This window comes from Mycobacterium sp. Marseille-P9652 (genome assembly GCF_902652685.1).
Classification (GTDB): domain Bacteria; phylum Actinomycetota; class Actinomycetes; order Mycobacteriales; family Mycobacteriaceae; genus Mycobacterium.
The window spans coordinates 1-22779 of sequence record NZ_CACRUY010000032.1 but is presented as its reverse complement, the minus strand read 5'-3'; the positions used below and the strand labels follow the sequence as shown (position 1 = coordinate 22779).

The 22779-nt window shown below is 70.3% G+C and carries 24 protein-coding genes and 1 pseudogene; 15 read left to right on the top strand and 10 right to left on the bottom strand.

Annotated features, from left to right (window positions below):
- Positions 1-6: 6 nt before the first annotated feature.
- Positions 7-477 (bottom strand): hypothetical protein, encoded by a 471-nt coding sequence (locus GPY60_RS16965; RefSeq protein ID WP_156688854.1) that lies wholly within the window; start codon positions 475-477, stop codon positions 7-9.
- A gap of 407 nt (positions 478-884) precedes the next feature.
- Between GPY60_RS16965 and GPY60_RS16960 the strand changes: the two genes are divergently transcribed.
- Complete coding sequence (locus GPY60_RS16960) at positions 885-2342, top strand: HNH endonuclease signature motif containing protein (protein WP_156688853.1); 1458 nt, start codon at positions 885-887, stop codon at positions 2340-2342.
- A gap of 57 nt (positions 2343-2399) precedes the next feature.
- Here GPY60_RS16960 and GPY60_RS27750 read toward each other — a convergent pair.
- Positions 2400-2548, bottom strand: a pseudogene (locus GPY60_RS27750) (adenylate/guanylate cyclase domain-containing protein); the annotation flags it as partial.
- 107 nt (positions 2549-2655) lie between these two features.
- Between GPY60_RS27750 and GPY60_RS16955 the strand changes: the two are divergent.
- The 3 genes from GPY60_RS16955 to GPY60_RS16945 all read left to right on the top strand — a co-directional run bounded on the left by GPY60_RS16955 (position 2656) and on the right by GPY60_RS16945 (position 6392).
- Positions 2656-3045: a hypothetical protein gene (locus GPY60_RS16955; protein WP_156688852.1), complete on the top strand. Its 390-nt coding sequence runs from the start codon at positions 2656-2658 to the stop codon at positions 3043-3045.
- Between the two features lie 166 nt (positions 3046-3211).
- Positions 3212-6187 (top strand): acyl-CoA synthetase, encoded by a 2976-nt coding sequence (locus GPY60_RS16950; RefSeq protein WP_156688851.1) that lies wholly within the window; start codon positions 3212-3214, stop codon positions 6185-6187.
- Positions 6180-6392, top strand: coding sequence for a Trm112 family protein (locus GPY60_RS16945; protein ID WP_156688850.1), 213 nt, complete (start codon positions 6180-6182; stop codon positions 6390-6392). Before GPY60_RS16950 ends, GPY60_RS16945 begins: the two co-directional genes overlap by 8 nt.
- Here the strand turns inward: GPY60_RS16945 and GPY60_RS16940 are convergent.
- From GPY60_RS16940 to GPY60_RS16925, 4 genes are all read right to left on the bottom strand, one after another.
- Complete coding sequence (locus GPY60_RS16940; protein WP_156688849.1) at positions 6358-6981, bottom strand: TetR/AcrR family transcriptional regulator; 624 nt, start codon at positions 6979-6981, stop codon at positions 6358-6360. The two genes, GPY60_RS16945 and GPY60_RS16940, sit on opposite strands and share 35 nt — an antisense overlap.
- A 2-nt stretch (positions 6982-6983) precedes the next feature.
- On the bottom strand, positions 6984-7811 hold the full coding sequence (locus GPY60_RS16935) for an ABC transporter permease (protein WP_197283705.1): 828 nt from the start codon (positions 7809-7811) through the stop codon (positions 6984-6986).
- Positions 7745-8509 carry an ABC transporter ATP-binding protein gene (locus GPY60_RS16930; protein WP_156688848.1) on the bottom strand — a complete coding sequence of 255 codons (765 nt, stop codon included), beginning with the start codon at positions 8507-8509 and terminating at the stop codon, positions 7745-7747. The genes GPY60_RS16935 and GPY60_RS16930 overlap by 67 nt, the downstream gene beginning before the upstream one ends.
- 66 nt (positions 8510-8575) lie before the next feature.
- On the bottom strand, positions 8576-9850 hold the full coding sequence (locus GPY60_RS16925; RefSeq protein ID WP_156688847.1) for an ammonium transporter: 1275 nt from the start codon (positions 9848-9850) through the stop codon (positions 8576-8578).
- A gap of 42 nt (positions 9851-9892) precedes the next feature.
- Here GPY60_RS16925 and GPY60_RS16920 point away from each other — a divergent pair, with 42 nt between their 5' ends.
- Positions 9893-10504: a DNA-3-methyladenine glycosylase gene (locus GPY60_RS16920; protein WP_156688846.1), complete on the top strand. Its 612-nt coding sequence runs from the start codon at positions 9893-9895 to the stop codon at positions 10502-10504.
- Here GPY60_RS16920 and GPY60_RS16915 read toward each other — a convergent pair.
- Positions 10501-11379, bottom strand: a complete 879-nt coding sequence (locus GPY60_RS16915) for a bile acid:sodium symporter family protein (protein ID WP_156688845.1) — start codon at positions 11377-11379, stop codon at positions 10501-10503. The genes GPY60_RS16920 and GPY60_RS16915 overlap by 4 nt on opposite strands.
- 128 nt (positions 11380-11507) lie before the next feature.
- On the opposite strand from GPY60_RS16915, the gene tyrS reads away from it, so the two are divergent.
- A complete protein-coding gene (tyrS, locus tag GPY60_RS16910) occupies positions 11508-12788 on the top strand; it encodes a tyrosine--tRNA ligase (RefSeq protein ID WP_156688844.1) in 1281 nt (426 codons plus the stop codon).
- 71 nt (positions 12789-12859) lie between these two features.
- Positions 12860-13210 (top strand): DUF732 domain-containing protein, encoded by a 351-nt coding sequence (locus GPY60_RS16905; protein ID WP_156688843.1) that lies wholly within the window; start codon positions 12860-12862, stop codon positions 13208-13210.
- A 15-nt stretch (positions 13211-13225) separates the two neighbouring features.
- Here GPY60_RS16905 and GPY60_RS16900 read toward each other — a convergent pair whose 3' ends face one another.
- Genes GPY60_RS16900 through GPY60_RS16890 form a run of 3 tightly spaced genes read right to left on the bottom strand, consistent with a single transcriptional unit; the run spans position 13226 to position 15275 of the window.
- On the bottom strand, positions 13226-13627 hold the full coding sequence (locus GPY60_RS16900) for a PaaI family thioesterase (protein ID WP_156688842.1): 402 nt from the start codon (positions 13625-13627) through the stop codon (positions 13226-13228).
- Between the two features lie 29 nt (positions 13628-13656).
- Entirely contained in the window at positions 13657-14328 is a 672-nt protein-coding gene (locus GPY60_RS16895) for a maleylpyruvate isomerase family mycothiol-dependent enzyme (RefSeq protein ID WP_156688841.1), read from the bottom strand.
- Positions 14325-15275, bottom strand: a complete 951-nt coding sequence (locus tag GPY60_RS16890; protein WP_156688840.1) for an LLM class flavin-dependent oxidoreductase — start codon at positions 15273-15275, stop codon at positions 14325-14327. Before GPY60_RS16890 ends, GPY60_RS16895 begins: the two co-directional genes overlap by 4 nt.
- 84 nt (positions 15276-15359) lie before the next feature.
- Between GPY60_RS16890 and GPY60_RS16885 the strand changes: the two genes are divergently transcribed.
- The 8 genes from GPY60_RS16885 to recN all read left to right on the top strand — a co-directional run bounded on the left by GPY60_RS16885 (position 15360) and on the right by recN (position 22640).
- Complete coding sequence (locus GPY60_RS16885) at positions 15360-16148, top strand: helix-turn-helix domain-containing protein (RefSeq protein ID WP_156688839.1); 789 nt, start codon at positions 15360-15362, stop codon at positions 16146-16148.
- 171 nt (positions 16149-16319) lie between these two features.
- Positions 16320-17045, top strand: coding sequence for an SDR family NAD(P)-dependent oxidoreductase (locus GPY60_RS16880; RefSeq protein ID WP_156688838.1), 726 nt, complete (start codon positions 16320-16322; stop codon positions 17043-17045).
- An 87-nt stretch (positions 17046-17132) separates the two neighbouring features.
- Positions 17133-17939, top strand: coding sequence for a tetratricopeptide repeat protein (locus GPY60_RS16875; protein WP_156688837.1), 807 nt, complete (start codon positions 17133-17135; stop codon positions 17937-17939).
- 1 nt (position 17940) lies between these two features.
- On the top strand, positions 17941-18945 hold the full coding sequence (locus GPY60_RS16870; protein WP_156688836.1) for an HAD-IIA family hydrolase: 1005 nt from the start codon (positions 17941-17943) through the stop codon (positions 18943-18945).
- 12 nt (positions 18946-18957) lie between these two features.
- Positions 18958-19143: a hypothetical protein gene (locus tag GPY60_RS16865; RefSeq protein WP_156688835.1), complete on the top strand. Its 186-nt coding sequence runs from the start codon at positions 18958-18960 to the stop codon at positions 19141-19143.
- Between the two features lie 8 nt (positions 19144-19151).
- Positions 19152-19961 carry a TlyA family RNA methyltransferase gene (locus GPY60_RS16860; RefSeq protein ID WP_156688834.1) on the top strand — a complete coding sequence of 270 codons (810 nt, stop codon included), beginning with the start codon at positions 19152-19154 and terminating at the stop codon, positions 19959-19961.
- Positions 19958-20875 (top strand): NAD kinase, encoded by a 918-nt coding sequence (locus GPY60_RS16855; RefSeq protein WP_156688833.1) that lies wholly within the window; start codon positions 19958-19960, stop codon positions 20873-20875. The genes GPY60_RS16860 and GPY60_RS16855 overlap by 4 nt, the downstream gene beginning before the upstream one ends.
- A gap of 25 nt (positions 20876-20900) precedes the next feature.
- Positions 20901-22640 carry a DNA repair protein RecN gene (gene recN / locus GPY60_RS16850; RefSeq protein WP_156688832.1) on the top strand — a complete coding sequence of 580 codons (1740 nt, stop codon included), beginning with the start codon at positions 20901-20903 and terminating at the stop codon, positions 22638-22640.
- Positions 22641-22779 lie beyond the last annotated feature (139 nt).

Sequence of the window (22779 nt, the reverse complement as noted above, 5' to 3'; positions counted from 1 at the left end):
CCCGCGTCACCGTTCGCGGCGCAGGACGGCGGCCAGCAACCCCATCGCCCCGACGATGCACATCAATCCGGGCGCCACGATCGGCGGCCCCATCGGGACGTTGTAGGACGCGTTCTTCCAGCCGCCCGGCTTGCGGGCAACGCCGCGGGCGTGCAGGTACTCACCCAGCAGCCCGTTGGCGGTGTAGACGCCGGCGGTGATGGGCAGCCAGACCTTGGCCCACCGCCGCGAGAACGCCCCGCCGATCCCGGCGACGACCACGGGCGGGGTCACCACGATCGGGCTCCACATCCACTTGTTGCCGAAGCTGGCCTTGTAGTGCTCGAAGTAGATCTCGCCGGTGGTGATGGCGGCGGCGAAGGCCGTCAGCGCCGACAGCGAGCGTTCGAAGCGCCCGTGGGAGACGTTGTAGAGCGCCCGGTCGACCAGGTCCGCGGCCTCGCTCGCGCGGCGTCCGCCGTTGTGTAGCAACAACATCTGATTGTCCTCTCTCTGCCGTCTTCCGACGGTCAATGGCCGGGCTTGTATCGGATGGCGAGATCCCGGGGCCGGGAAGGCCCTCGGATGCGAGAAGAACGGTTCACAGCAGAGCCACCACCTCACAAAGTGGGTGAAACACCGCTCCGGCGGCCAGCATTCGACGCGGCCGCGCAGAGTATTGGGAAAGCGCCAGCTGGGTGTTTCAACCGAGGTGGTCACGACGAGGTTGTCGCGGCCAGTGCGCATTGCTTACGTACCCGGTGGGGCCGCGGTTAAACCGCCGAACTTCGTGCGGCCGTTTCATTCCGCCCAGCGGGCGAACAGGAATGCCGACCTCGAATCGCGAGCGGTTGGGGTCAAGCCGAGGCTGAAATTTGTCGTAGGCTCGTGCGAAAATCGAATCTATGTTCGAAGAACGTCCGCGGGATGAAGCGGTCCCGACGCCGACCGCCCTCCTTGGTGAGATCGGGGCGGCGGCGCGCGCGGAGAATCAGGCCGCCGCCCGGCAGTTGGCCAAGATCGGGGAGTTGTTCGCTCATCGGCACGCGCAGGGTGCGGCCGACGAGGAGTGGGTGGTCGACACGATGGAGGCGGTGGCCGCCGAGGTGGGCGCGGCGTTGCGGGTCTCGCCGGCGCTGGCCCTGTCGCGGCTGCATCACGCGCGGGCGTTCCGCGAGCGCCTGCCCTTGGTAAGCCAGGTGTTTGCGGCCGGGGACATCGACTTTCGGTTCTTTGCCACCATCGTCCATCGCACGGATTTGATCGACGACGCCGATGTGCTCGCCCAGGTCGATGCGCAGTTGGCGGCCGGGGTGGCGCGGTGGCCGTCGATGACACGCTCGCGGCTGGCCGGGCAGGTGGACCGGATCGTCGCGCGCCTGGATGCCGATGCGGTGCGCCGCCGCCGCGAGGCGCGTACAGATCGGCGCATCGAGATCGACGACACCGAGGGCGGCATGGCCCTGATCCGGGGCAGCCTGGTCAGCCCGGATGCCCACGCCCTGGATGCGCGGTTGGATGCGCTGGCGGCCACGGTGTGCCCGCTCGATCCGCGGACCCGTGAGCAGCGCCGCGCCGACGCGTTGGGGGCGTTGGCGGTCGGCGCGGACCGGTTGGGGTGTCGCTGTGGGCGCGATGATTGCGCAGCCGGGGGGCGGCGCCCGGCGTCGCCGGTGGTGATTCATGTGCTCGCCGAGCAGGCCACCGTGGCCGGCCGGGGCGATGCCCCGGGCTCAGAGCTCAGCGCGGACGGGTTGATCACCGCCGAACTGCTCGCCGAACTGACCGCCTCAGCCAAGCTGGTCCCGCTGGTGCACCCGGGTCTGGACGCCGCCGCGGAGACCGGCTACACCCCGTCCAAGGCGTTGGCCGATTTCGTGCGGTGCCGCGACCTGACGTGCCGGGCCCCGGGGTGTGACCGCCCGGCGGTGCACTGCGACATCGACCACACCATCCCTTACGGCCAGGGCGGTGCGACGCACGCTTCGAACGTGAAATGCCTTTGCCGGCTTCATCATTTGTTGAAAACGTTCTGCGGGTGGCAAGACGAGCAGCTCCCTGATGGGACGGTGATCTGGAGGCTGCCCGGCGGGCGTATCTATGTCACCACCCCGGGTAGTGCTTTGTTGTTTCCCTCCCTGTGCGCACCGACCGGGCCCGCGCCGACCTTTCCGCCGCGCAACGAGCCCTGCGCCGAGCGCACCGCGATGATGCCCACCCGCAACCGAACCCGCGCTCAGGACCGCGCCTCGCGCATCGCCACCGAACGCAAACACAACCGCGACGCCCGCCTTGCCCGAAATGCGAAAGCTCGCAGTGAGTTTGGACCTGCCCCGCCCGATGGTGACCCGCCACCGTTCTAGGCAGAGCCGACGGCGAGCAGCCGCCACTCGCCGGGGACGCCCTTGAGCTGGCGAGTGCCGCACCTCGATACCCAGCGAACGCACCCCCTCGCGAATTGCCATGACGCAGCGGATCGCTCGCTGCGGTCCGTCGAATGTCGCCAGGAACCGTCACCCAAGGTTTTCACCTCCCGTTCCCGGAACGGGGCCAGCTGCGACCGTACAACCGGGGACGCACTCCAGCACATCTTTGGGATCGGTAGCTCATCGCCGACGAAACGCTTATGCCAGTCGGCCACAACCTCACGGCCCAAGGACAGCGAAAGGAACCTCCATGCACACCACCCCGACCCTGAAGAAGATCATCGCCGGGGCGTTGCTTTCCGGCGGGCTCGCGGTGGGCGCCCTCGGCATCGCGACCGGAACCGCCGCCGCTAATCCCCTTCCCGCGCCGATCCCCATGGACAGCCCCGACTGGGGCCCGGCACACCACTGGTGCCCGGGCGAGCCGCTGCCGGCAACCGGCAACCATGTCACCGACCCGTTCCGCGGTTGGGACATGTCGAGGTGCCACACGTACTACTACCTCTACTCCGGCATGGGCAACGTCTCGAGCATGATCTGGGACGGCGACAACCCGCCGCCGAAGCCCCCGCCGCCGCCGGCCCTGATTACCCGGGACAACTGCCAGCAGATTCTCGGCATGTTCTGCCCGCACGCCTGACCGGGACGGGGGTGGTGCGCGAGCGCATCACCCCCGCACTGCATGCGCGGGGCCGGCGCCGCACGCGTCGCGAACGAGCCCACTCACCGGCAAACCGCCTGGCCAGAACCACCGCGTTCCCCGATGTGCCATGATGACCAAGCTGTAAACGAGTCAGGGAGCAGCGGTGGATCTGAATTTGTCGGTGGTGACGCGACCTGTCGAGCGGCTGATCGCTACGGCGCAGAACGGCCTGGAGGTCTTGCGGCTGGGGGGCTTGGAAACGGGGAGTGTCCCGTCGCCGTCCCAGATCGTCGAGAGCGTGCCGATGTACAAGCTCCGGCGGTACTTCCCGCCGGACAGCCGGCCGGGGCAGCGCAAGGTGGGGCCGCCGGTCTTGATGGTGCACCCGATGATGATGTCGGCGGACATGTGGGACGTCACCCGCGACGAGGGGGCGGTCGGCATCCTGCACGCCAATGGGCTCGACCCGTGGGTCATCGACTTCGGTTCCCCCGACAAGGTCGAGGGCGGCATGCAGCGCAACCTCGCCGATCACATCGTCGCGCTCAGCCAGGCCATCGACACCGTCAAGAACACCACCGGCAGCGACGTGCACCTCGTCGGGTACTCGCAGGGCGGGATGTGGTGCTACCAGGTCGCCGCCTACCGGCGATCCAAGAACCTCGCCAGCATCGTCGCGTTCGGCTCGCCGGTCGACACCCTGGCCGCCCTGCCGATGGGCATCCCGGCGAACTTCGCCGCCCCGGCCGCCGGCTTTATGGCCGACCACGTCTTCAACCGGCTCGACATCCCGAGCTGGATGGCGCGCACCGGCTTCCAACTGCTGGACCCGCTCAAGACCGCCAAGGCCCGGGTGGATTTCGTGCGCCAGCTCCACGACCGCGAAGCGCTGCTGCCCCGCGAGCAGCAGCGCCGGTTCCTCGAGCGCGAGGGCTGGATCGCCTGGTCCGGCCCGGCGGTTTCCGAACTGCTGAGGCAGTTCATCGCGCACAACCGCATGATGACCGGCGGTTTCGTCATCAACGGCCAGCTGGTGACGCTCACCGACATCACCTGCCCGGTGCTGGCGTTCGTCGGCGAGGTCGACGACATCGGCCAGCCGGCGTCCGTGCGTGGGATCCGGCGGGCGGCGCCCGACGCGGAGGTATACGAAAAAGACATTCGCACAGGGCATTTCGGGCTTGTCGTCGGCTCGAAGGCCGCGCAGCAGAGCTGGCCCACCGTCGCGGAGTGGGTGAAGTGGCTGTCCACCGGCGGCGACAAGCCGGCCGGCATCGACCTGATGGCCGACCAGCCGGCCGAGCACACCGACAGCGGCGTCGCGCTGAGCTCCCGGCTGCTGCACGGAATCGGCGAGGTCTCCGGCGGTGTGCTGGGGCTGATGCGCGGCACCGCGGACGCGATGGTCGCGGCCAACAAGTCCATGCGCACGCTGGCCGTCGAGACGGCGCGGACCCTGCCGCGGTTGGTCCGCCTGGGCCAGATCAACGACCACACGCGGATCTCGCTGGGCCGCATCATCGAGGAGCAGGCGCACGACGCCCCGCAGGGCGAGTTCCTGCTGTTCGACGGGCGGGTGCACACCTACGAGGCCGTCAACCGCCGCATCAACAACGTGGTCCGGGGGCTCATCGACGTCGGGGTGCGGCAGGGCGACCGCGTCGGCGTCCTGATGGAGACCCGGCCTAGCGCGCTGGTTGCCATCGCCGCCCTGTCCCGCCTGGGTGCCATCGCCGTGGTGATGAAGCCGGACGCCGACCTGGTCGCGTCGGTCCGGCTCGGGGGAGTGACCGAGATCCTCACCGACCCCACCAACCTCGACGCCGCCCGCGACCTGCCCGTGCAGACGCTGGTGCTGGGCGGCGGGGAGGCGCGCAACCTGCACCTGCCCGACGACACCGACGTCATCGACATGGAGAAGATCGACCCCGACGCGGTCGAGCTGCCCGCCTGGTACCGGCCCAATCCCGGGCTGGCCCGCGACCTGGCGTTCATCGCCTTTACCTCGGCCGGCGGCGAGCTGGTGGCCAAGCAGATCACCAATTACCGCTGGGCGGTGTCGGCCTTCGGGACCGCCTCGACGGCCGCCCTGGACCGCCGCGACACCGTGTACTGCCTGACGCCGCTGCACCACGAGTCGGCGCTTCTGGTCAGCCTGGGCGGCTCGGTCGTCGGCGGCACCCGTATCGCGTTGTCGCGCGGCCTCGACCGCGACCGGTTCGTGCGAGAGGTCCGCCAGTACGGCGTCACCGTCGTTTCCTACACCTGGTCGATGCTGCGCGAGGTCGTCGACGATCCCGCCTTCGTGCTGCACGGCAACCACCCGATCCGCCTCTTCATCGGCTCCGGCATGCCGACCGGGCTGTGGGCGCGGGTGGTCGACGCGTTCGCGCCGGCCCGCGTCGTCGAGTTCTTCGCCACCGCCGACGGGCAGGCGGTGCTGGCCAACGTGTCCGGCGCGAAGATCGGCAGCAAGGGCCGCCCGCTGCCCGGCGCCGGCCGCATCGAGCTGGGCGCCTACGACCCCGAGCACGACCGGATCCTGGAGAACGAACGCGGCTTCGTTCAGGTCGCCGAAACCAACCAGGTCGGCGTCCTGCTCGCCGCGTCCAACGGCCCCATCGATCCGACGGCGTCGGTGAAGCGGGGCGTCTTCGCCGCGGGCGACACCTGGATCTCCACCGAGTACCTGTTCCGCCGCGACAGCGACGGCGACTTCTGGCTGATGGGGCGGCGCGGGGCGGTGATCCGCACCGCGCGCGGGCTGGTCTACGCGGAGCCCGTCACCGACGCGCTGGGCTGCATCAACGGCGTCGACCTCGCGGTGACGTACAACGTGCCCGTCGGCGACGGACAGCTGGCGGTGTCGGCGGTGACGCTGCTGCCGGGGGCCAGCATCACGGCCGCCGACCTCACCGAGGCCGTCGCCAACATTCCCGTCGGGCTGGGCCCCGACCTCGTGCACGTGTGCCCGGACATGACGTTCAGCGCGACCTACCGCCCGACGGTCAGCGCCCTGCGCGCCGCCGGGATTCCCAAGGCGGGCAAGCAGGCGTGGTACTTCGACGCGGACAGCGGGGAGTTCCGCAAGTTGACGCCCGGGGCACGCACTGGGTTGAGTGGGCGTGGTGATGGTTGACGATTCACTGCTGAGCATTCTCGTGTGCCCGGCCGACCGGGGCCCACTGCTGCTCGTCGACGACGTGCTCTACAACCCGCGGCTGCGGCGTGCGTACCGCATCGAGGACGGCATCCCGGTGTTGCTGATCGACGAGGCCCGCGACGTCGACGACGACGAGCACGCGCGGCTCACGGAACGAGGCCGTCCGGCAGATCCCCGGTGAGGTAGCGCTGCAGGTTCGGCGCGATCATGTCGGCGATGCGCTCGGGCGGCAGCGACGCGAACGGCTCCAGTTCCAGGATGTAGCGGGCCATCACCACGCCCACCAACTGCGACGCGACGAACTGGATGCGGATGACGCCGCTGCCCGGCGGGTCGTCGACGCGCGTACCGACTTCGACCGCGATGACGTCCTGGATGAACGACCGGAACAGGTTGACCTCCGAGCCGGCGATCACCGATCGCAGTGCGGCGATGAAGCCCGCGCCCTTCTCGGAGTCCCACAGCGGCAACAACTTTGACGGAATCGTGTGGCCCAGTTGCTCGACGGGCACCTCGCGCAGCGGAACGATGATCTCCATCGGGTCGATCGGGATGTGGACCGCCGCGGCGAACAGCCGCTCCTTGGTGCCGAAGTAGTGGTGCACCAATGCCGAGTCCACACCGGCCGCCGCGGCCACCGCCCGCACCGACGTGTTGGCGATCCCGTTGCGCGCGAACAACTCCCGCGCGCTGGTCAGGATTCGGTCCCGGGTGTCGGAGGTCCCGGCCGGCCGCCCGGGCCTTCTGCGCCCGGTCTTGGTTTCCGTCACGTTTACGGCGTCCGCCGTCGCAGCGTCGCCGCCGCCAGGCACAGCGCCGCGAATGCGAAACCCATGACGACAAGGATGTCACGCACGGCGACGTCGGTGAGCTCGGGATGGGCGCCCACCTGCTGCAGCGCCTCCAGCGCGTAGCTGGCCGGCAGGACATCGCTGATCAACAGCAGCCAGTGCGCCATCATCGCCCGAGGCACGATGATGCCGGCCAGCAGCAACTGGGGCACCATCACCAGCGGGATGAATTGCACGGCCTGAAACTCGGTGCGCGCGAACGCGCTACACAGCAGACCCAGCCCGACGCCGAGGACGGCGTTGACGATCGCGATGACGAACACCCACAGCGGATCGCCCGCGGTGTCGAAGCCCAGCAGCCAGAACGACACGGCGCACGCCACGCTCGCTTGCGCCGCGGCGGCAACCGAGAAGGCGGTGCCGTACGCGATCAGTAGGTCGAGGCGGCGCAGAGGAGTGGTCAGGATGCGCTCCAAGGTGCCCGACGCGCGTTCCCGCTGCATGGTGATCGAGGTGATGATGAACATCACGAAGAGCGGGAACAGGCCCAGCAGGATCAGGCACGCGTTGTTGAACGGCGTCGGGGTGCCCGGGCGGTGTGGCGCGTCTTCGAACATGAAGTACATCAGCGTGATCACCAGGACCGGCACGACCAGGATGAGCGCGATGCTGCGGCGGTCGGCGGCCAGCTGGCGCAGGATCCGCGTCGTGGTGGCCGCGAACGGCTTGAGGGAGGCGCCGCCTAACCGGCTTTTTGCGTGGTGCTGCGCCTGATGATGGACAGGAACGCGTCCTCCAGTGACGTGCATCCGGTGTCCTCTCGTAGTCGGGACGGGGTGGTGTGCGCGACCAGTGCGCCGTCGCGCATGAGCAGCAGGTCGCCGCAGTGGTCGGCCTCGTCCATGACGTGGCTGGAGACGAGGAGGGTGGTACCGCCGCGGGCGAGATCGGTGAACTGCTCCCACAGATCGACCCGCAGCACCGGGTCCAGTCCGACGGTGGGCTCGTCGAGCACGAGCAGTTCGGGCCGGCAGACCAGCGCGCAGGCCAGCGACACCCGGGTGCGCTGGCCGCCGGAAAGGTTGCCGCAGTAAGCGGTTCGGTGGTCGGTCAGGCCGACCCCGTCGATCGCGACGTCGGCGGCGCGGCTGTCGAAGCCGTACAGCGAGGCGAAGTAGCGGACGTTGTCGATGATGCGCAGGTCGTTGTAGATCGTCGGGTCCTGCGGCATGTAGCTCACGCGGCGGCGCAGGGCGGGGCTGCCCGCCGGGCGGCCGAGCACGGTCACCGTGCCCGACGTCACGATCTGGGTGCCGACGATGCAGCGCATCAGGGTCGTCTTCCCGCAGCCCGACGGGCCGAGGATGCCGGTGATGGTGCCCTGCGCGATATGCACCGAAAAGTCGTGCAGCGCAGGCCGTTTGCCGCGCATGACGCGCAAGTGCTCAATCTGAACGGCCGGGAAGTGGCCCTTGGCGAGTAATTCATCACTAGATGAACTCATCATGTGATGAATATCCGCCCGGATGGGCGAGTTGTCAAGGGGGCGTCGCGAGATGCGCGGTGGGCGAGGCTACTCGGGAGTGCCCGGTCCCGGCCGGCGCAGCGGCAGGTGGCCCTGCACGCCCTCGGCGTAGGCCGTCTCGGCGTGCTGGGTGAAGTCGACGCCGGTGGTCTCGTCTTCGGCGCTGACCCGGAAGCCCATGACCCGGTCGATGACCTTCGCGATGAGGTAGGACACCGTGAACGCGTACAGCGCGACGACCACGATCGCCAATGACTGCTTGCCCAGCTGGCCGAACCCGCCGCCGTAGAACAGCCCCCGCGGGCCCGACGTCATGACCGCCGTCGCGAGCAGCCCGATCAACGACACCCCGACGACGCCGCCGACGAAGTGCACACCGACCACGTCGAGCGAATCGTCATAGTTGAGGCGGAACTTCACCGCCACCGCGAACGAGCAGACGATGCCGGCCGCGAGGCCGACGACCGCGGCGCCCAGCGTGTTGACGGTTCCGCACGACGGCGTGATCGCCACCAGTCCGGCCACCACCCCGGACGCCGCGCCGAACGTGGTCGGCCTGCCGTCGCGGATCTGTTCGACCGACAGCCAGCCGAGCATGCCGAGACACCCGGCGACGAGGGTGTTGAGGAAGATGGCCGCGGCGGTGCCGTTGGCGGCCATCGCGGAGCCGGCATTGAACCCGAACCAGCCGAACCACAGCAGCCCGACACCGAGCAGGACGAGCGGCAGGTTGTGCGGGCGCATGGCGTCCTTCTTGAACCCGATTCGCGGTCCCAGCACGAGCGCCAGCGCCAGCGCCGACGAGCCCGAGACGATCTCGACCACCAGACCGCCCGCGTAGTCGAGCACGCCCAGCTTGGCCAGCCAGCCGCCGGCTCCCCACACCCAGTGGGCCACCACCGAATACACGGCGATGCCCCACACCGGGACGAACACCATCCAGGCGGCGAACTTTGCCCGGTCGGCGATCGCGCCGCTCACCAGGGCGGCGGTGATGATCGCAAAGGTCAACTGGAACGTGGCGTACAGCAGTTCGGGGACGGCGCCGTGGCGGGAGTCGGGGGTGATGCCGAGCATCCCGATGTGCGCGAGGTTGCCGATGAACCCGCCCGCCCCGTCCTCGGAGAACGCCAGCGTGTAGCCGACGAGCAGCCACGCCACCGTGACCAGCGGGATCGAGATGAAGCTCATCATGATCATGTTGAGCACGCCGGTGGTGCGGACCATGCCGCCGTAGAAGATGGCCAGGCCCGGTGTCATCAGCAGCACGAGCGCCGTGCTGGCCAGCAGCCACGCCGTGGCGGCGGGGTCGATCCCTTGCATCGTGTGAGCTCCTCGAAGACGGTGCCGGTAGGTTACCGAAGCGTGACGGCGGGCAGGCTGCTGGTCGACCCGGTCGAGGCCGCGCGCCGACTGCTCGGTGCCACCCTCGTCGGACGGGGTGTGCGTGCGGTCGTCGTCGAGGTCGAGGCCTACGGCGGGGTCCCCGACGGGCCCTGGCCGGACGCCGCCGCCCACTCCTACCGCGGACCGTCCGGCCGCAACGCCGTCATGTTCGGCCCGCCCGGCCGCCTCTACACCTATCGCAGCCACGGCATCCACGTGTGCGCCAACGTCTCGTGCGGACCCGACGGCACCGCCGCGGCGGTGCTGCTGCGCGCCGCCGCCCTCGAGGACGGCACGGACGTCGCGCGGGCCCGTCGCGGCGAACTGGTGCGCACCGCGGCGCTCGCGCGCGGTCCCGGCAACCTGTGCTCGGCGCTGGGAATCACGATGGACGACAACGGCCTCGACCTGTTCGACCCCGACAGCCCGGTGACCGTGCAACTGCGCAAGCCCCTGACCGCCGTCTACGGTCCGCGGGTCGGGGTCAGCCAGGCCGCCGACCGGCCGTGGCGGCTGTGGCTGGCCGGGCGCCAGGAAGTCTCGGCCTACCGGCGCAGCCCACGCGCTCCCGCCCCTGGGATGAGTGACTAGACGGCGGCGGGGGAGACGGCGCGGAAGGCCGGGTCGACCCGTCGGGCCAGGAGAACGAACGCCACGGCCAGCAGTGGCGCGACGGCGCTGTATACCGCTGCCGGCGTGGCCATTACGGCGCTGTTCAGCAGCTGGGGGCTCAACGCAATGCCCATGGCCACGACGGCGTTGTGCATGCCGACCTCCAGGCTGACCGCAACGGCCTGCCGCGGGGCCAGCCGCATCAGGCGGGGCGCCAGGTAGCCGACGGTCAGGCTCACCGCGCAGAAGGCGACGACGGCCCCGGTCAAAAGTCCGATGTTGTGCCACAGCGTCGTTCGTCCCCCGGCGATGGCCGCGACGATGGCGAGCGCCAGCAGCGCGACCGCGGCGATTCGGACCGGCTTCTGCAGTCGCCTGGCCAGCGCGGGGAATCGGTGACGGATGGCAACCCCGATCGCGATGGGCACCAGGACAAGGCCGATCACCGCCCCGAACTTGTCCAGCTGCAGCGGGAGGAACCGCCCCTGGCCCAGAAACCACGTCATGGATACCGCCAGAATCGCGGGCAGGGCCACGATCGACAGGACGGCGTTGATTGCGGTCATGGTGAGGTTAAGGGCCAGGTCCCCGTTGAACAGGTGGCTGAGCAGGTTCGACATCGTCCCGCCGGGCGTCGCCGACATCAGCATGAGCCCGACCGCCAGATGCGGTTCGAGGTGGAAGCCCTCGGCGATCAGCAGGCACAGGGCGGGCAGCAACAGCGACTGGCAGGCAAGCGCGACGGCCAGTGGTTTGCGCAGCGTGGCGGCCCGCTTGAAGTCATCGATCGTGAGCGTCAGCCCGAGAGCGAGCATGATGACGGCGACGACCAGCGGCCAGTATCGGTTGTCCATGACGCTCCGCGTTGTTGGGTGCGCGTACGGGGAAGTCGATGGCGCGACGATGCGCCACCTAGTTAGCTTGCCTTACAGAGCGGCGCGCGGGCGAATCGTGGCGGTGCGAGCGACTAGAGTCGTGCGCGATGTCTTCCGGGATCCTCGACGAACTCGGCTGGCGCGGTTTGATCGCGCAGTCCACCGACCTCGACGCGCTCGCCGCCGACGCCCGGCGCGAGCCGCTGACCGTGTATGCCGGCTTCGACCCGACCGCGCCCAGCCTGCACGCCGGCCATCTGGTGCCCCTGCTGGCGCTGCGGCGGTTCCAACGGGCGGGCCACCGGCCCATCGTGCTCGCCGGCGGCGCCACAGGCATGATCGGCGACCCGCGCGACGTCGGCGAACGCGGCCTCAACGAGGCCGACACCGTCGCCGAGTGGACCGAGAAGATCCGCGGACAGCTGGAGCGCTTCGTCGACTTCGACACCTCAGAAACCGGCGCGCTCGTCGTCAACAACCTCGACTGGACCGCGCCGCTGTCGGCGATCGAGTTCCTGCGCGACATCGGCAAGCACTTCTCGGTCAACGTGATGCTGGACCGCGACACCATCCGGCGCCGCCTCGAAGGCGAGGGCATCTCCTATACGGAGTTCAGCTACATGCTCTTGCAGGCCAACGACTACGTCGAACTGCACCGCCGCTACGGCTGCACGCTGCAGATCGGCGGCTCGGACCAGTGGGGCAACATCATCGCGGGCGTCCGCCTGGTGCGGCAGAAGCTGGGCGCGTCGGTGCACGCGCTGACGGTCCCGCTCGTGACCGCCGCGGACGGCACCAAGTTCGGCAAGTCCACCGGCGGCGGCAGCCTGTGGCTCGACCCCGAGATGACCACCCCGTACGCCTGGTACCAGTACTTCGTGAACACCGCCGACGCCGACGTGATCCGCTACCTGCGCTGGTTCACTTTCCTGTCCGCCGACGAGCTGGCCGAGCTGGAGCAGGCCACGGTCGAGCGCCCGCAGCAACGGGCCGCGCAGCGGCGCCTCGCCCACGAACTGACCGTGCTGGTCCACGGCGAAGCGGCCACCGAAGCCGTCGAGCACGCCAGCCGGGCGCTGTTCGGGCAGGGCGAACTCGATCGGCTGGACGAGGCCACGCTGTCCGCCGCGTTGCGCGAGACCCCGGTCGCCGAGCTCAAGCCCGGCGAGCCGGACGGGATCGTCGACCTGCTGGTCGCGACGGGCCTTTCCGAGAGCCGGAAGGCGGCGCGCCGCACCATCGGCGAGGGCGGCGTCTCGGTCAACAACACCCGCATCGAGAGCGAGGAGTGGGCGCCGCAGCCCGGGGACTTCCTGCACGGGCGGTGGCTCGTGCTGCGCCGCGGCAAGCGCAACATCGCCGGAGTGCAACGGGTCGACGGGCCTTAATACGCAAAGCGTTGCCACGCCGTGTCTCCGCCGTGTCGAGGACGTGATCCTCACCGACCACCGTTGTCACGATGCTTCCGACGTTGACCGCGCTCCGGATCCTGGGCGTCACCGCGGGCATGGCCGGCCTGACGGCCGCGCTGCCCGCCCCCGCCCACGCGGACCTGATGGGCGACGCCTTCCTCAGGGCGTTGACGAACGCGGGCGTCCCGGTCGCCGAGCCCGGCACCGCCACGGCCCTCGGGCAGTCGGTCTGCCCCGACGTCGTGCGGCCGGGCGGCACGTTCGACTCGGCCGTCGCCGCCGCGGCCGACGCCTCCGGGATGTCGCAGGAGGCGGCGGGCGTGTTCAGCATCATCGCGATCGCCACCTACTGCCCGGCGCTGCTGGCGCCGTTGCTGTCGAACCGGCTCCCCGGCTGACGCGCGGCAACCTTCTTACGGGCCCAATACGGCCTGGGTCTGGGTGACTTGAGCGACTCGTTTGCCGCGATCATCGGTCAAGTTCGTCTGCACGACGATGGTGCTGCGGCCGACGTGCAAGGGATTGCATGTAGCGGTCACGACGCCGCCGCGTACCGCGCGGAAGAAGTTGGTCTTCGACTCGATGGTGGAGGTGCCCGCGCCCTCCGGCAGGTTGGCGACTGCGCATATGGCGCCCACGGTGTCGGCGAAGGCCATGAGCGCTCCGCCGTGCAGAATGCCGCCGGTGGTGCACAGATGCTCGGCCCACGCCATCGTGGCAGTCACCTGTTCGGCGGTCACCTCCCCAACGCCGATCCGCAAAGTCTCGGCGAACGGGAGGGAGGGAAGGTCGGTGGCGTGATGGGAAGTGTTCATGGTGCCAGCTTTCAGTGTCACGGCGGGGTTCAGCGGAAGATGTTGATCGTGTCGGGTAGGCGCAGGCGCGCCGGATCGGACCGGCCGGTGGCGGCGAGCAGCAAATCGTGCGGCGCCATGCCGGTTCTCTCGCCGAAGCCTTCGGCGGGGACGGTCAGCAGCTTCGCGATCGCTGGTTCGGCGGCCGCGGTTTCGTCGCGGAGCAATGCGCCGAGGACGAAGTCGAGGCTGGCGTGCAGGCCCGGGCCGGGATCGAAGGGCAGGCCCAGGGCGGCGCGGATGTCGTCGCCGTGCACGTAGGCGTCCTGCAGCAGCGCGTGCATGCCCTGGCCAATCGTGAGCCCGGGTGCGGGGCTGGGCGCTGACCAGAGCGCGTCGTCGAACACCGTCATCAGCCCTGACACCGAATCCATCGCGCTGCGCAACGATGCCGCGAGCGCGGTGGGGGATTCGCCGCGCAGGGCCGCGGCCTGGTCATCGGGCGTGCGACTGCCGATCGTGCCGCCGACCACGTCCATTGCCTGTCCCACCACGTGGCCGGCGACGTCGCGCACTTGCCAGCCGGCGCAGCGCGTTCGGCGGGTCCACTCCAAAGCATCCAATGCGCCAATGAGTTCGGCGAATGAGCCGTATTGGTTCAGAAGACCCGCCATGGTCTGATCGCGATCCGGGCCCGGGCGCACGGCCGACGTCGCGGTCATCGCAGCGCCTCCTTGACGGCCCGCAGCCGGTGCAGCTGCTCGACGAACCCGTCGGGACCGAGAACACCCGGGCGGCAGACCAGGTGGCGAGCTCCGGCCTCGATGAAACTCGCGAGCCGCGCGGCGACGGCGTCGGGTGTCCCCGCGGCGAAGGTCTGGATCTGCTCGACGATGTCGATGCCGAATCCATATGTGGCGGTGGCGAAGTGGTCCAGCGCGGCCCGGCCGCCGTCGGCATCTTCCGTGATGAGCACGGTGACGAACAAGCCTGGCGTGACGGCGTCGGCACCGCGGCCGGAGCCCTCGGCGGCGGCGCGCACCTCGCGCAGACCCGACCGATAACTTTCCGGGGCGGGTGGATACGGGAGCCACCCGTCGTACATCCGGCCGGTTCGTGCCCGAGCGCCGGGGGTGTCGCCGGCCAGCCATACTGGCGGGCCGGCGGCGTTGTATGGCCTGATGCCGGCGGGGATATCGTCAAGATGCAACACGGACCCGTGAAACGAGCTGGGATCCTTGGTGTTCCAGAGTTGGCGCCACAGTGCGACGGTATCGTCGAGCCGCGCGAACCGTCGCGCCCACGGTACCCCGGAGGCGGCGTATTCCACCTCTGACAATCCCGGAAATCCGGCGCCGACCGCCACGGCCAATCGCCCCTGCGACAGTTGGTCGATGGAGGCCAGAACCTGCGCGGTCTGCACCGGTCGGCGTAGCACGGTTTGCAGGGCGGCGGTCCCCAGGGTGATCTGGTCGGTGACCGCGGCGGCTGCCGACAAGAATGTCAGTGCTTCGATGCGGGGCCGCACCAGCGAGTCGTTCGCCCACACCGAGTCGAAGCCCAGATCCTCGATCGTGCGGGCGAAGTCGACAAGCCGGCGCAGGTCGGCACCGGCCCAGTGCTCGGCAGCCAGGGGCGGCATGACACCGAGGTGGATCGTCTCAGTCATACCGCGATCGTGTCGCCCGCACGGGTGGGCGGCAATTCCCTGCAAGGAATAGCGCCCAGCGTCGGGGATGGGTTGACTGTATTCATGTCCGTTGCCATGCAGGCCGACTTCGGCGCCGCGCTGCGCGAATGGCGCAATCGGCGCCGGCTCAGCCAGGTTGACCTCGCCAACGACGCCGGCACCACGCAGCGACACCTGAGTTTTCTCGAGCAGGGCCGGTCGGCGCCCGGCCGCGACATCGTGAGCCGGCTGGCCGACTCGCTCGAGCTGACGCCGCGGCAGCGCAACGCGCTGCTGACGGCGGCGGGGTTCGCGCCCGCGCATCCGGAGTCACCGCCGGACGCGCCGCTGCTGCAACCCGTGCGCGAAGCCTTGCAGCATGTCCTCGACGGCCATTTGCCATATCCGGCAATGGTCATGGACGGCTTCGGTGAGCTGGTCGCCGCCAACAGCGCGTTGGGGTTGCTGACCGACGGGGTGGCCGGGTGGCTGCTGGAGGCGCCGGTCAACGTGCTGCGCGTCGCGCTGCATCCCGACGGCATGGCGGCGCGCATCGTCAATCTCGATGACTGGCGGCGCCACATCCTGCACGGCTTGCGCGACCGTGGCCCGCACCCGCGCATCGAGGCGCTGATCGAGGAACTCGAGGGATACGGAGTGCCGGCACCCGGCGCCGGGCCCGTCGAATCCGTGGGCTTCGCGGTGCCGTTACACCTGCGCTGTCCCGACGGTGACGTGCGGCTGGTCGCAACGATCGCGACGTTCGTCACGGCGCTCGACGTCAACGTGTCGGAGCTGCGCCTGGAAGCGTTCTTGCCCGCCGACTCGCAGACCGCCGCGATTCTCGCCCGCCGCCACGCCGGCGTGCGTTGATTGTTCATTCGGGCAGCGATAGGGGTCATGGCCAGGTGAGGCCGCCGGTGACGGTGCGGACGTAGAGCCCGGCAGCGTGGCCGTGAACTGGGCGCCCAACGGGCGCTTAATTTCGCGGCGTTGCCGTCTCTACACCTTCGACAGCTATCGATTTACCGCTGAGGAGGAATGATGACGATTGCCGACAAGACCGTTCTGATCACGGGGGCCAACCGAGGAATCGGACAGGCGCTGGTCGACGAAGCTTTGACGAGAGGCGCGCGACGGGTCTACGCCGCGATGCGCCGGCCCGTGGCGCACCCCGATGAGCGCGTCACGCCCCTGCTCCTCGACGTCACCGACGCCGCACAGATTCGCGCCGCCGTCGAACGAGTGGGATCTCTGGACATCCTCATCAACAACGCCGGCGTGGCGCTCTACGACGACCTGAGCGACCGCTCCGTGCTCGAAAAGCACCTCGCCGTCAACCTGTTCGGCACGTACGACGTCGCTTCCGCATTCCTGCCCCTGCTGGCTCGCTCCAGAGGAGCCATCGTCAACAACCTCTCCGTCAACGCCTTGGCCCCGTTGCCGCTCATCCCGGCCTACTCGATCTCCAAGGCGGCCGCGTTCAACCTCACGCAATCGCTGCGCGCACTGCTCGCCGGTCGAGGCGTTCGCGTACATGCCGTACTGACCGGCCCGGTGGACACCGACATGACGGCAGGCCTTGACATCCCGAAGTCCGCACCGGGTTCGGTGGCGCGAGCCATCTTCGACGGAGTCGAGCACGGGGCGGACGACATCTTCCCCGACCCGATGTCCGAGTCGGTGGCGCACACGTGGCGCACCGGGGCGGCCAAGGCGATCGAGCGCCAGTACGCGGGGGTCCTTCATGCGCAGCCGGTCGGGAAGTGACCGGCGGAATCATCGTCGACTAGCCGGAACGGCCCTTGGCCGATGACGCCGTCCACCGGGTCCATGCGAGCCCGTATCCTCGGCAGCGTGGTCGACGACAGGCAGGGGCGCGGCGGTGAACGACGGCCGCGGCCGGGCTCCGGCAAGTGGTCGGGACCCGGGCGCGCCCGCTCGGCTCCGCCGAGGGGCGGCGGTAACGGCCAGCGCGCTCAGCACGAGGCGCCCAATCCGCCCAATGCGCCGGCGATCCCGCCCGACGTGGAGGCCCGACAACTGGCGCCCGAGATTCGTCGGGAGCTCAGCACCCTGGACCGCGCCACGGCCGACGCAGTGGCGCGCCACCTGGTCGCCGCCGGCGATCTGCTCGACGAGGATCCCGAGGCCGCCCTGGACCACGCCCGCGCGGCTCGGGCCCGTTCCAGCAGGATCGCCGCCGTGCGGGAGGCGGTCGGAATCGCCGCCTACCGCTGCGGCGACTGGGCGCAGGCGCTGGCCGAGCTGAGGGCCGCCCGCAGGATGGGCAGCAAGTCGTCGCTGCTCGCGCTGATCGCGGATTGCGAACGCGGCCTTGGCCGTCCGGAACGCGCGATCGAGCTGGCCCGCGGGCCCGAGGCGGCCCAGCTGGAGGGCGACGACGCCGACGAGTTGCGTATCGTGGCCGCGGGCGCTCGCGCCGACCTCGGCCAACTCGAGCAGGCCCTGACCGTGCTCTCCACGCCGCAGCTGGACCCCGGCCGCACGGGCGTGACGGCGGCCCGGCTGTTCTACGCCTACGCCGACACGCTGCTGGCGCTCGGCCGCAAAGACGAAGCGCTGCAATGGTTTCTGCACTCGGCGGCCGCCGACGTGGACGGCGTCACCGATGCCGAGGACCGCGTGAGCGAGCTGGCGTGACGTGAAAAGCCTTGCGCAGCAATACGACTGCCTGCTGATCGACCTCGACGGCACGGTGTTTCGCGGCGCCCGCCCGACGCACGACGCGGTGCGGTCGCTGGACGAGGTGGGCAGCCGCAAGCTCTTCGTCACCAACAACGCCTCCCGCAGCGCGGAGGAGGTCGCGGCGCACCTGCGCGACCTCGGCTTCACCGCGTCCGGCGACGACGTCGTCACCAGCGCCCAGAGCGCGGCGCACCTGCTGGCCTCGTTGATCCCGGCCGGCTCGCGGGTGCTCATCGTCGGCACCCAGGCGCTGGCCAACGAGGTCGCCGCCGTCGGGTTGCGGCCGGTGCGCCGGTTCGACGAGGAGCCCGTCGCGGTCGTGCAGGGCCTGTCCACGACCATCGCCTGGCCGGACCTCGCGGAGGCCGCGCTGGCCATCCGGTCCGGCGCGCTGTGGGTGGCGGCCAACATCGACCCCACGCTGCCCACCGAGCGCGGCCTGCTGCCGGGCAACGGCTCCATGGTGGCCGCGCTGCGTGCCGCCACCGGCGCCGAGCCCAAGGTCGCAGGGAAGCCCGCCCCGCAGCTACTGAACGACGCGGTCGCCCGCGGCGATTTCCGCGCGCCCCTGGTGGTCGGCGACCGGTTGGACACCGACATCGAGGGCGCAAACGCCGCCAAGCTGCCCAGCCTGATGGTGCTCACCGGGGTCAGCACCGCCCGGGAGGCCGTCTACGCCGAACCGGTCCACCGGCCCACGTACATCGGCGAGGACCTGCGCTCGCTGCACCGCAACGGTGACCAGCTGGCGGTCGGGCCGCAGCCGGACTGGCGCGTCGAGGTCGACGGCGAGGCGGTGAAGGTGGGCGCCAACGGCGCGGAGGGAGCCGGCAGTGGGGACGGGCTGTCGATCGTTCGCGCCGTCGCCGGTGCGGTGTGGAATTCCGACGGGCGGCCGTCGCGCATCGAGGCCGCCGACGACCGGGCCCGCGACGCCCTGCGGCGCTGGTCCCTGGACTAGCGTAGGAGCGCAATGACTATCGATCCCGATCAGCTTCGCGCTGACATCGACGCCCTGGTCGCCCAGCTGCCGGACCTCGCGAACCCGCAGAGTGCCGAGGACGGGCCGTCGCTCGCCGACCTCGAGGAGATCGCGCGGCGCCTGTCGGAGGCGCACGACATGCTGCTGCGCGCGCTGGAGTCGGCGGAGAAGGGCTGAGTGCGCGCATGGCACGCCGCGCCCGCATCGACGCCGAGCTGGTTCGGCGCGGGCTCGCCCGCTCTCGCCAGCAGGCCGCGGAGCTGATCGGCGCCGGCAAGGTGCGCATCGACGGCATGCCCGCGGTGAAGCCGGGCACCGCCGTCGCCGCGACCGCGGCCCTGACCGTCGCCGCCGAGGCGGAACGAGGATGGGTGTCACGCGGCGCGCACAAGCTCATCGGCGCGTTGGACGCGTTCGAAATCCCGGTCGCCGGCCGTCGCTGCCTCGACGCCGGCGCGTCGACCGGCGGCTTCACCGAGGTCCTGCTGGACCGGGGTGCCGCCGAGGTGGTGGCCGCCGACGTCGGCTATGGCCAGCTGGCCTGGTCGCTGCGCAGCGACCCGCGGGTGGTCGTCGTCGAGCGGACCAACGCCCGCCACCTGACGCCCGAGGCGATCGGCGGCAAAGTCGACCTGATCGTGGCCGACCTGTCGTTCATCTCGCTGACGACCGTGCTGCCCGCGCTGATTGGATGCGCTTGGCCCGCCGCGGATATCGTGCCCATGGTGAAGCCGCAGTTCGAGGTGGGCAAGGGCCAGGTGGGCGCCGGCGGCGTGGTCCGCGACGACGGGCTGCGCGCCGGGGCGGTGCTGAGCGTGGCGCGGTGCGCGCGGGACCTGGGCTGGCACACCGTGGGCGTCACCCCCAGCCCGCTGCCGGGGCCGTCGGGCAATGTCGAATACTTCCTGTGGTTGCGCGCCGAGACGGATCGGGGGCTGTCGGATGAGGGGCTGGAGGACGCGGTGCGTCGTGCGGTAGTGGAGGGCCCCTCATGACCCGCACCGTGTTGATGGTGGTGCACACCGGCCGCGACGAGGTCGCCGAGACCGCGCGCCGGGTGCAGAAAGTATTGGGCGACAACGGAATCGGGCTGCGGGTGCTCTCCGCCGAGGCGGTCGACCGAGGCCCGCTGCACGTGTCGCCCGGTGACATGCGGGACATGGGCGTCGAGATCGACGTGGTGGACGCCGACCCAATGGCCGCCGAAGGCTGTGAGCTCGTGCTGGTGCTCGGCGGTGACGGCACCTTCCTGCGGGCGGCCGAATTGGCCCGCAACGTCGGCATTCCGGTGCTGGGCGTCAACCTCGGCCGCATCGGCTTCCTGGCCGAGGCCGAGGCCGAGGCTATCGACCGGGTGATGGAGCACGTGGTCTCCCGGGACTACCGGGTGGAGGACCGCCTGACGCTCGACGTGTCGGTCCACCAGGGTGGCAAGGTGATCCGGCACGGCTGGGCGCTCAACGAGGCCAGCCTGGAGAAGGGCCCGCGCCTCGGCGTGCTGGGCGTGGTCGTGGAGATCGAGGGCCGGCCGGTGTCGTCGTTCGGTTGCGACGGGGTGCTGGTGTCGACGCCCACCGGGTCCACCGCGTACGCCTTCTCCGCGGGCGGTCCGGTGCTGTGGCCCGATCTCGAGGCGATCCTGGTGGTGCCCAACAACGCTCACGCGTTGTTCAGCCGGCCCATGGTCACCAGCCCCGAGGCGACCATCGCGATCGAGATCGAGGGCGACGGGCACGACGCCCTGGTGTTCTGTGACGGCCGCCGCGAGATGCTGATCCCGGCGGGCGGCCGGCTCGAGGTGAAGCGTTGCGGCACATCGGTGAAATGGGCGCGCCTGGACAGCGCCCCGTTCACCGACCGCCTCGTGCGCAAGTTCCGGTTGCCGGTGACCGGGTGGCGCGGGAAGTAACGGCGCTGCCGACGGTGCTCACTGCATGCTGACCGAGATCCGCATCGAATCACTCGGCGCGATCAGCGCCGCGGTGGGGGAGTTCGGCCGTGGCCTCACCGTGCTCACCGGCGAGACCGGCACCGGCAAGACCATGGTGGTGACGGGGCTGCACCTGCTCGGCGGCGCGCGCGCCGACGCCACCCGGGTGCGGTCGGGCGCCGACCGCGCCGTCGTCGAAGGCCGTTTCACCACAACCGATCTCGACGACGCCACGTCGGCGCGTCTGGACGGGATGCTGGACGCGTCCGGGGCCGAGCGCGACGAGGACGGCAGCGTCATCGCGTTGCGGTCGGTCAGTCGCGAGGGCCCCTCCCGCGCCTACCTCGGCGGCCGCAGCGTGCCCGCGAAATCGCTGGGGGACTTCACCACCGAGCTGCTCACGCTGCACGGGCAGAACGACCAGCTGCGGTTGATGCGGCCCGAGGAGCAGCGCGGCGCGCTGGACCGGTTCGCCGGCACGGGCCCGGCGCTGGAGCGCTACCGCAAGCTGCGCGACGCGTGGCTGTCGGCGCGCGGCGACCTCGTCGACCGCCGCAACCGTACCCGCGAGCTGGCCCAGGAGGCCGACCGGCTCAAGTTCGCGCTCAACGAGATTGACACCGTCGACCCCCAGCCCGGCGAGGACGACGCGCTGGTGGCCGACATCGTGCGGCTCTCGGAACTGGACACGCTGCGTGAGGTCGCGGCCACGGCGCGCGAGGCGCTGTCGGCCGAGGACGGCGTCGGTGCTGCCGAGTGCGTCGGGCGGGCCCGGGCGGCGCTGGAGTCGACGGACGACGCCGCCCTGCGGTCCCTGGCCGCGCAACTCGACGAGACTTTGACCGTCATCGTCGAGGCGGCGCGTGAACTCGGCGGTTTCCTCGACGAACTGCCGACCGACGCCAGCGCGCTGGAGTCGAAGCTCGCCCGCCAGGCCGAACTGCGGAGCCTGACCCGCAAGTACGCCGCGGACATCGACGGGGTGCTGCGCTGGGCCGGCGAGTCTCGGCAACGGCTGGCACAACTCGACGTGTCCGAGGAGACACTCACCGCACTGGAGCGCCGCGTCGACGAGTTGGCCGCCGAATTGACCGAAGCGGCAACCGATCTCGGCAAAGCCCGCCGAAAGGCCGCCAAGCGGTTGGCCAAGGAGGTCACCGCGGAGCTGTCCGGCCTGGCGATGGCCGACGCCGAGTTCACCATCGACGTCGCCGCCGACCCCGCGGCCGACCGGGACGACCCGGCCGCCCTGGCGCTGCCGTCGGGCGAGCTCGTCCGCGCCGGCGCGGACGGGATCGACCAGGTCGAGTTCGGCTTCGCCGCGCACCGGGGGATGACGGTGCTGCCGCTGGCCAAGAGCGCGTCCGGGGGCGAGCTGTCGCGGGTGATGCTGGCCCTGGAGGTGGTGCTGGCGGCCTCGGCGGCCGGCACCACGATGGTGTTTGACGAGGTGGATGCCGGCGTCGGTGGCCGCGCGGCGGTGCAGATCGGACGGCGGCTGGCGCGGCTGGCCCGCACGCACCAGGTCATCGTGGTGACGCACCTGCCGCAGGTCGCCGCGTACGCCGACGTGCATCTCGTCGTGCACAGCGTCGGACCTAGGGGAACCAGCGTGGTCCGGCGGGTCACCGACGACGACCGCGTCGCCGAGCTCGCGCGAATGCTGGCCGGCCTCGGCGACTCCGACACCGGCCGCGCCCATGCCCGCGAGCTGCTCGACGCGGCCCAGAGCGACAAGATCTAGGCTCGCGTTCCCCGCGAGCGTGCGTTGCTCCTATGTCAAGGAGCAGGTTTAGGCAGCTGTTTGCAGTGCGGGGTGGGGGTGGTGGTCGGCTCGCAGTCGGGTGAAGACGACGCGCGCCAGGCGGCGTTTGAGGCAGCGC